General features: G+C 68.5%; 6 protein-coding genes. 1 reads left to right on the top strand and 5 read right to left on the bottom strand.

Annotation, left to right across the window (positions count from 1 at the left end):
* From fdhE to AC27VN_RS26445, 5 genes are all read right to left on the bottom strand, one after another.
* A partial coding sequence (gene fdhE, locus AC27VN_RS26425; protein ID WP_490878446.1) for a formate dehydrogenase accessory protein FdhE domain-containing protein occupies window positions 1-205 on the bottom strand: 205 nt, incomplete at its 3' end.
* 49 nt (window positions 206-254) lie between these two features.
* Window positions 255-878 (bottom strand): formate dehydrogenase subunit gamma, encoded by a 624-nt coding sequence (locus AC27VN_RS26430; protein WP_093340870.1) that lies wholly within the window; start codon window positions 876-878, stop codon window positions 255-257.
* Complete coding sequence (fdxH, locus tag AC27VN_RS26435) at window positions 875-1,840, bottom strand: formate dehydrogenase subunit beta (protein WP_490878447.1); 966 nt, start codon at window positions 1,838-1,840, stop codon at window positions 875-877. The genes AC27VN_RS26430 and fdxH overlap by 4 nt, the downstream gene beginning before the upstream one ends.
* Window positions 1,841-1,843: 3 nt before the next feature.
* Window positions 1,844-4,921 carry a formate dehydrogenase-N subunit alpha gene (fdnG, locus tag AC27VN_RS26440; RefSeq protein WP_490878448.1) on the bottom strand — a complete coding sequence of 1,026 codons (3,078 nt, stop codon included), beginning with the start codon at window positions 4,919-4,921 and terminating at the stop codon, window positions 1,844-1,846.
* An 84-nt stretch (window positions 4,922-5,005) separates the two neighbouring features.
* Window positions 5,006-5,299, bottom strand: a complete 294-nt coding sequence (locus tag AC27VN_RS26445) for a hypothetical protein (RefSeq protein WP_444852799.1) — start codon at window positions 5,297-5,299, stop codon at window positions 5,006-5,008.
* A gap of 208 nt (window positions 5,300-5,507) precedes the next feature.
* On the opposite strand from AC27VN_RS26445, the gene AC27VN_RS26450 reads away from it, so the two are divergent.
* A partial coding sequence (locus tag AC27VN_RS26450) for an ABC transporter permease (RefSeq protein ID WP_490878449.1) occupies window positions 5,508-7,697 on the top strand: 2,190 nt, incomplete at its 3' end.

Here is a 7,697-nt window from a genome sequence, read left to right on the forward strand (position 1 = left end):
GCTGGGCCTGCGCGAGGTCGGCGATGAAGATCAGGTACTCGCGCATCGGGTGCGAGGCCGCGAGCTGGCGCAGCCGCAGCTGCCGGTCGGAGAAGGCCGCGGCGCGCACCGGCAGCCGCAGGAAGGGCATCTGCCGCCCCGCCTGCATGGCGATCTGCTCGGGCTCTAGGACGCGCGTGGTGCGGATCGGTGGGCTGCTGCTCATCCGGACGACTCTACAGCGAATCGCCCGGATCGCAATGCAGGGTGGATGCTCATTCGCCGCGCGTCATCTTGCGATGCCACAGCGGATGGTTGAGCTTGGCCCAGCCTTCGGTGACGGTGCCGCGCGTCATCGCGCGCAGGGTGCCCTTGACCCAGATGGCGGCATAGATGTGCGTGATCACCGAGAGGATCAGCACCACGGCCGAGGCCGCATGCACCACCACCGCGATGCGCCGCACGAGGATCGGAAAGAAGTGGACGAACCACGGGCTCCAGAACATGAAGCCCGTGACCAGCAGCAGCAGCAGGCTGATGCCGAAGGCCCAGAACACCAGCTTCTGGCCCGCGTTGTACTTGCCCACCGGCGGCATGCTCGACTTGTCGCCCTTGAGCATCTTCGGCGCATTGGCGATCCACTCGCGGTCGCCGCGGTCGAGCATGTTCTCGCGCCACATGGTGAAGAACAGGAACGCGAAGCCCAGCACCATCAGCACACCGAGGAAGGGATGCAGGATGCGCGTCCACGGCCCGCCACCGAACAGGTTGGTGAGGAAGAACAGCGCCGGATGGAAGAAGGCCAGCCCCGAGAGCGCGGCCGCGAAGAACATGATCGCCACGAACCAGTGGTTCATGCGCGTGGCATCGCGGTAGCGGCGAAGGTAGTAGCGGGTCATCGCGTCTCTCCTCGGGTCTCTCCTCGGGCCGATGCCGGCGGTTCCTCGATCACCACCACCTCGTCGGGCTTGCCGTCGAGGTCGGCGTCCGGATGGTCTTCCTTGGGATCGATCGGGCCGGTCTTCATGTAGTGGAAGAAGCTGCCGACCACGGCGCCGATCATCGCCACCATGGCGAGCGGCTTGGCCACGCCCTTCCACAGCGAGACCAGCGGGCTGATCTGCGGATCCTTCGGCAGGCCGGCATAGAGGCCGGGCCGGTCGGCATGCTGCAGCACGTACATGACGTGCGTGCCGCCGACGCCGGCCGGGTCGTAGACGCCGGCGTTCGAGAAGCCGCGCTCCTTGAGGTCGACGATGCGTTCCGAGGCGTACTCGTGCATGTCCTCCTTGGTGCCGAAGTGCAGCGCGCCCGTGGGGCAGGCCTTCACGCAGGCCGGTTCGAGGCCCACGCCCACGCGGTCGGAGCACAGCGAGCACTTGTAGGCCTTGTTGTCGGCCTTGCTGATGCGCGGCACGTCGAAGGGGCAGCCGGTGACGCAGTTGCCGCAGCCCACGCAATGCTCACTGATGAAGTCGACGATGCCGTTGGCGTACTTGACGATCGCGCCCGGCGAGGGGCACGACTTCAGGCAGCCGGGGTCGTCGCAGTGCATGCAGCCGTCCTTGCGGATCAGCCACTCGAGCTTGCCGGCCTCGGGCTCGACCTCGGAGAACTTCATCACCGTCCATGAGGAGGGCGTGAGGTCGACCGGGTTGTCGTAGGTGCCGTGCGTGGTGCCGACCTCGTCGCGCAGGTCGTTCCACTGCATGCACGCGACCTGGCAGGCCTTGCAGCCGATGCAGGTCGACACGTCGATCAGCTTCGCGACCTGCTGCACCTGCGGGCGGTTGCGGACCTCGGGCGACGGTGTCGTCGTCGCCGAGCGGGCCAGGATGTCTAGGGTTTGAAGAGAGGACATCGGTCAGGCCTTCTCGATGTTCACGGTGAAGGACTTGTACTCGGGGGTCTGCGTGTTCGCATCGCCCACGAAGGGGGTCAGCGTGTTCACCAGATACCCGGGCTTCGCGATGCCGACGAAGCCCCAGTGGTTCGGCAGCCCCACGGTGTGGACCGTGCGGCCGTCGACCTGCAGGCCGACGATGCGCTTGGTGACGACGGCCACGGCCTTGATGAAGCCGCGCTTGCTCGACACCTTGACCATGTCGCCATGGCCGATGCCCTTCTCCTTCGCGAGCTCCTCGCCGATCTCGACGAACTGCTGCGGCTGGATGATGGCCGAGGTGCGCACGTTCTTGGTCCAGTAGTGGAAGTGCTCGGTGAGCCGGTAGCTGGTGGCCACGTACGGGAAGTCCTTCGGCACGCCGAGCCGCTCGAGGTCGCCCTTGAAGATGCGCGCGGCCGGGTTGGCGCGCGCCTTCTCGTTGTTCGGGTGCATCAGGTTGTTGACCAGCGGCGACTCGAAGGGCTCGTAGTGCTCGGGCAGCGGGCCCTCGGCCATGCCGGTGGGCGCGAACAGCCGTGCCACGCCCTCGGCCGTCATGATGAAGGGCCGCACCGCGTCGGCCTCCATCGGGTTGGCGTCGGGGCGGATGTCGGGCACGTCGGCGCCGGCCCACTGCTTGCCGTTCCACGCAACCAGCGGCCGCTTGGCGATCCAGGGCTTGCCGGTGGCCGGGTCGGTGGAGGCGCCGTTGTAGAGGATGCGCCGGTTCGCGGGCCAGGCCCAGGCCCAGTTCTGCACCATGCCGATGCCGAACGGGTCGGCGTTGTCGCGCCGCGCCATCTGGTTGCCGGCCTGGGTCCAGGCGCCCGCGTAGATCCAGCAGCCGCTGGCGGTGCTGCCGTCGTCGCGCAGCAGGCCGAAGCCCGCGAGCTGCTCGCCGGCCTTGGCCGTCGGTGGCTTGGTCGGGTCCTTCGGGTCGAGCAGGTCGGTCAGCGCGCGGCCGTTGTATTCCATCGCCAGTTCCTGCGCGGACGGCGAGTGCGGAATCTTGTAGGGCCAGGTCAGCTTGACGATCGGGTCGGGGAAGGCGCCGCCGTCCTTGATGTAGGCCTGGCGCATGCGGTTGAAGATGCCGGCCACGATCTCGATGTCGCCCTTGGCCTCGCCCGGCGGCTCCGCGCCCTTCCAGTGCCACTGCAGCCAGCGGCTGGAGTTGGTGAGCGAGCCGTCCTCTTCCGCGAAGCAGGTGGAGGGCAGGCGGAACACCGTGGTCTGGATGTCGGTGGTCTTGACGTCGTGGAACTCGCCGAAGTTGCGCCAGAACTCGCTGGTCTCGGTCTGCAGCGGATCGATGGTGACCAGGAACTTGAGCTTGGAGAGCCCGTCGACGATCTTCTTCTTGTCGGGGAACGAGCCCACCGGGTTGAAGCCCTGGCAGATGTAGCCGTTGAGCTTGCCCTGGTTCATGAGCTCGAAGGCCTGCAGCACGTCGTAGAGCTTGTCGATCTTCGGCAGGTAGTGGAAGGCCCACTCGTTGTCGGCCGTGGCCGCGTCGCCCCACCACGATTTCTGCATGCTGACGAAGAACTTGGGGTAGTTCTGCCAGAAGCTCATCTGGTTGGGCCGCAGCGCCTTGAGCGCGCGGGTCTTGTAGTAGTCGGGCAGGTTCTGCTCGCTGTCACGCGCGAGCGACATGTAGCCCGGCAGCGAGTTCGACAGCAGCCCCAGGTCGGTCAGGCCCTGGATGTTGCTGTGGCCGCGCAGCGCGTTCATGCCGCCGCCCGGCACGCCGATGTTGCCCAGCAGCAGCTGCACGATGGCGCCGGTGCGGATCATCTGCGAGCCCTGGCTGTGCTGCGTCCAGCCCAGCGCGTACATGATGGTCATGGTGCGCGTGGGCACGCTGGTGCTCGCGATGTACTCGCAGACCTTGAGGAACTTGTCCTGCGGCGTGCCCGTGATGCGGCTCACCAGCTCGGGCGTGTAGCGCGAATAGTGCCGCTTCATCACCTGCAGCACGCAGTTCGGGTCCTGCATGCTCATGTCGACCTTGGCCATGCCGGCCTCGTCGAGCGCGTAGCCCCACGACTTGGGGTCGTAGTTGCGCTTCTCGGCGTTGTAGCCGCTGAACAGGCCGTCCTCGAACTTGTAGTCGGGGCCGACGATGAAGGGCGCGTTGGTGTAGTTGCGGACGTACTCGGTCTGGATCTTGTCGTTGCTCAGCAGGTAGTTGATAACCCCGGCGAGGAAGGCGATGTCGGACCCCGCGCGCACCGGCGCGTAGTAGTCGGCCATCGCGGCCGAGCGCGTGAAGCGCGGGTCGACCACCACCAGGCGGGCCTTGTTCTGTTTCTTGGCTTCGATGACCCACTTGAAGCCGCACGGATGCGCCTCCGCGGCATTGCCGCCCATGATCAGCACGACGTCCGCGTTCTGGATGTCCTGCCAATGGTTGGTCATCGCGCCTCTGCCGAACGTCGGGGCCAGACTGGCCACCGTCGGTCCGTGTCAGACGCGTGCCTGGTTGTCGAACACCAGCATTCCGGTCGAGCGGAATGCCTTGTGCGTGATGTAGCCGGTTTCGTTGGACGAGGCCGAGGCACAGAGCATGCCGGAGCTGGTCCATCGGTTGACGGTCTTGCCGTCGGCGTTGGTGGTCTGGAAGTTGGCGTCGCGGTCGGCCTTCAGCAGCTTGGCGATGCGGTCGAGCGCCTCGTTCCAGCCGATGCGCTTCCACTCGGTGCTGCCGGGCTCGCGCACCTCGGGGTACTTCAGCCGCATCGGGCTGTGCACGAAGTCGAGCAGGCCCGCGCCCTTGGGGCACAGCGTGCCGCGGTTCACGGGGTGGTCGGCATCGCCCTCGATGTGGAGGATGTCGGACACCACGTTCTTCGCCTTGTCGCCCAGGCTGTACATGATGAGCCCGCAGCCCACCGAGCAGTAGGGGCAGGTGTTGCGGGTCTCGGTGGTGCGCGCGAGCTTGAAGTTGCGGGTCTCGGCCAGCGCGGCGGTCGGCGAGAAGCCGAGCGCCACGATGCTGGAGCCGACCAGCCCCGCGCTGCTCACGCGGAAGAATTGCCGGCGGTTCATGTCCATGACGGAACCTCCGGCGACGCTGAAGTGGGTTGTCGTTTCATCGTGGTCTTCTTCTGTGGGGGTGGGAAGCGAAAGCGGATCTTCTTATTTGGGTGCGGCGCCGTCACCACCCGTTGGAGGTGGAGTACCGCCCCCCGATGAGCCGCCGCCCTGGCCGCTCATGCCGCCGATGGCCGCGCCGCCTTCGGACGGGCCCTTGTGGGCGGAGGAGGCATCGACCGCATCGCCCGATGCGGCGGGCGTGACGCCCGTGGGGCTGGCACCGGAGGCTGCGGCGCCGGGTGCGGCACTCGCACTGGGCTTGGGATCGCAGGCGGCGAGCAGCACGCCCAGCGCGAGGCACAGGGCGAGAGTGGGCAGACGCTGACATCGTGTCATCGAGACTCCTTGGGGGAAGGGGGTCCGGCGATGGATTCTTCTTGTTCCGGCCGGCCCGGACCTGGCGCCATTGCCGGTCCGTGGAGGCTGGATGTTTGTTGCATCATGCTTCAGCAACTGTCCGCGATCAAGGCCGCGGCGGGTAGGAGAGGGCCGCAATAACCCTCGGATGCGCGGCCCGCCGGGTCGCTCGGCTATCGTCGCGGCCATGAACGCTTCCCTCCGCCTGGGTTGGCGCACGCTCTGGCGCGACCTGCGCGCCGGCGAGCTGCGCCTGTTGATCGTCGCCGTGCTGCTGGCCGTGGCCGCGCTCACGGCCGTCGGCTTCTTCGCCGACCGGTTGCAGGGCGGCCTGAAGCGCGACGCGCGCCAGCTGCTGGGCGGCGACGCGGTGATCGTCAGCGACAACCCGACGCCCGAGGCCTTCGTGGCGCAGGCCCGCTCGCTGGGGCTGCAGTCCGCGGGCACCTACGGATTTCCGACCATGGCGCGGGCCGACGATGCGCAGGGCGGCGCGAGCAAGCTGGTGGCGCTGAAGGCGGTGGCCGAGGGCTATCCGCTGCGCGGCAACGTGCAGACCGCCACCGCCCTCGGCGCGCCGGGCGCGGTCACGCGCGACGTGCCGGCGCCGGGCGAGGTCTGGGTCGATGCCTCGCTGCTCGACTCGCTGGCGCTCAAGGTCGGCGACACGCTGCTCTTGGGCGACACCGGCCTGCGCGTGGGTCGCGTCATCACGCTCGAGCCCGATCGCGGCGCGGGCTTCATGAGCTTCTCGCCGCGCGTGATGCTCAACCAGGCCGACGTGCCGCGCACCGGCCTCGTGCAGCCGGCCAGCCGCGTGGGCTACCGGCTCGCGGTCGCGGGGCCCGATGCGGCGGTGAAGCGCTTCGTCGACTGGTCCGAGGCGCAGATCAAGAAGGGCGAGCTGCGCGGCGTGCGGCTCGACTCCTTCGAGAGCGGCCGGCCCGAGATGCGCCAGACGCTGGACCGCGCCGAGAAATTCCTGAGCCTGGTGGCGCTGCTGGCGGCGCTGCTGTCGGCCGTGGCGGTGGCGCTGGCCGCGCGCGGCTTCGCGGCCAACCACCTCGACGACTGCGCGATGCTGCGCGTGCTGGGCCAGAGCCAGCGCACCATCGCGTGGGCCTATGCCTTCGAGTTCGCGGTGGTCGGGCTGGTGGCCAGCGCGCTGGGCGTGGCGATCGGCTTCGGCGTGCATTACGTGTTCGTGCTGCTGCTCGCGGGCCTGGTCGAGACCGCGCTGCCCTCGGCCACGCTGTGGCCCGCGGCCTTCGGCCTCGGCATGGGCCTCACGCTGCTGTTCGCCTTCGGGCTGCCGCCGGTGCTGCAGCTCGCGCGCGTGCCGCCGCTGCGCGTGATCCGGCGCGACGTGGGCGGGCTCAAGCCGGCCTCGCTCGCGGTGCTGGGCATCGGCGTGGCGGGCTTCGCGGCGCTGCTGATGGCAGCCAGCAGCGACATCAAGCTGGGCCTGATCGCGGTCGGCGGCTTCGCGGGCGCGGTGGCGGTGTTCGCGCTCCTGAGCTGGCTCGCGGTCAAGCTGCTGCGGCGCAGCGTCAACGAGACCACCGCGCCGCGCTGGCTGGTGCTGGCCACGCGGCAGATCTCGGCGCGGCCGGCCTATGCGGTGGTGCAGGTCAGCGCGCTCGCGGTCGGCCTGCTGGCGCTGGTGCTGCTGGTGCTGCTGCGCACCGACCTGGTGGCGAGCTGGCGCAAGGCCACGCCGCCCGATGCGCCGAACCGCTTCGTCATCAACGTGATGCCCGACCAGAGCGAGGCCTTCCAGAAGGCGCTGCGCGGCGGCGGCGTCGACAAGTTCGACTGGTACCCGATGATCCGCGGCCGCCTGATCGCGATCAACGACAAGCCCGTGACGCCCGACGACTACAGCGAGGACCGCGCCAAGCGGCTGGTGGACCGCGAGTTCAACCTCAGCAACAGCACCGAGGCGCCCGCGCACAACAGCATCGTGGCCGGCCGCTGGACGCCCGGCGCGCAGGGCGAGGCGAGCGTGGAGGAAGGGCTGGCCGAGACGCTGGGCCTGAAGCTCGGCGACCGCCTGCGCTTCGACATCGGCGGCATGCAGAACGACGCGCGCATCACCTCGCTGCGCAAGGTCGACTGGGGCTCGCTGCACGCCAACTTCTTCGTGATGTACACGGTGCCCTCGCTGCCCGACGTGCCCACCACCTACATGGGCGCCTTCCGCGCACCCGAGACCAAGGGCTTCGACAACGCGCTGGTGCGCGCCTTCCCGAACGTGACCAACGTCGACATGAGCGCCACCATCAACCAGGTGCAGACGGTGCTCGACCAGGTGATCCGCGCGGTGGAGTTCCTGTTCGGCTTCACGCTCGCGGCCGGGCTGGTGGTGCTGTTCGCG

The sequence above is a fragment of the Variovorax sp. 20P10.2.4 genome (assembly GCF_058244205.1).

Excerpts from the sequence above, each read along its gene's own strand:
- AC27VN_RS26430 (WP_093340870.1), bottom strand. The coding sequence starts at position 878 with ATGACCCGCTACTACCTTCGCCGCTACCGCGATGCCACGCGCATGAAC.
- fdxH (WP_490878447.1), bottom strand. The coding sequence starts at position 1,840 with ATGTCCTCTCTTCAAACCCTAGACATCCTGGCCCGCTCGGCGACGACG.
- AC27VN_RS26445 (WP_444852799.1), bottom strand. The coding sequence starts at position 5,299 with ATGACACGATGTCAGCGTCTGCCCACTCTCGCCCTGTGCCTCGCGCTG.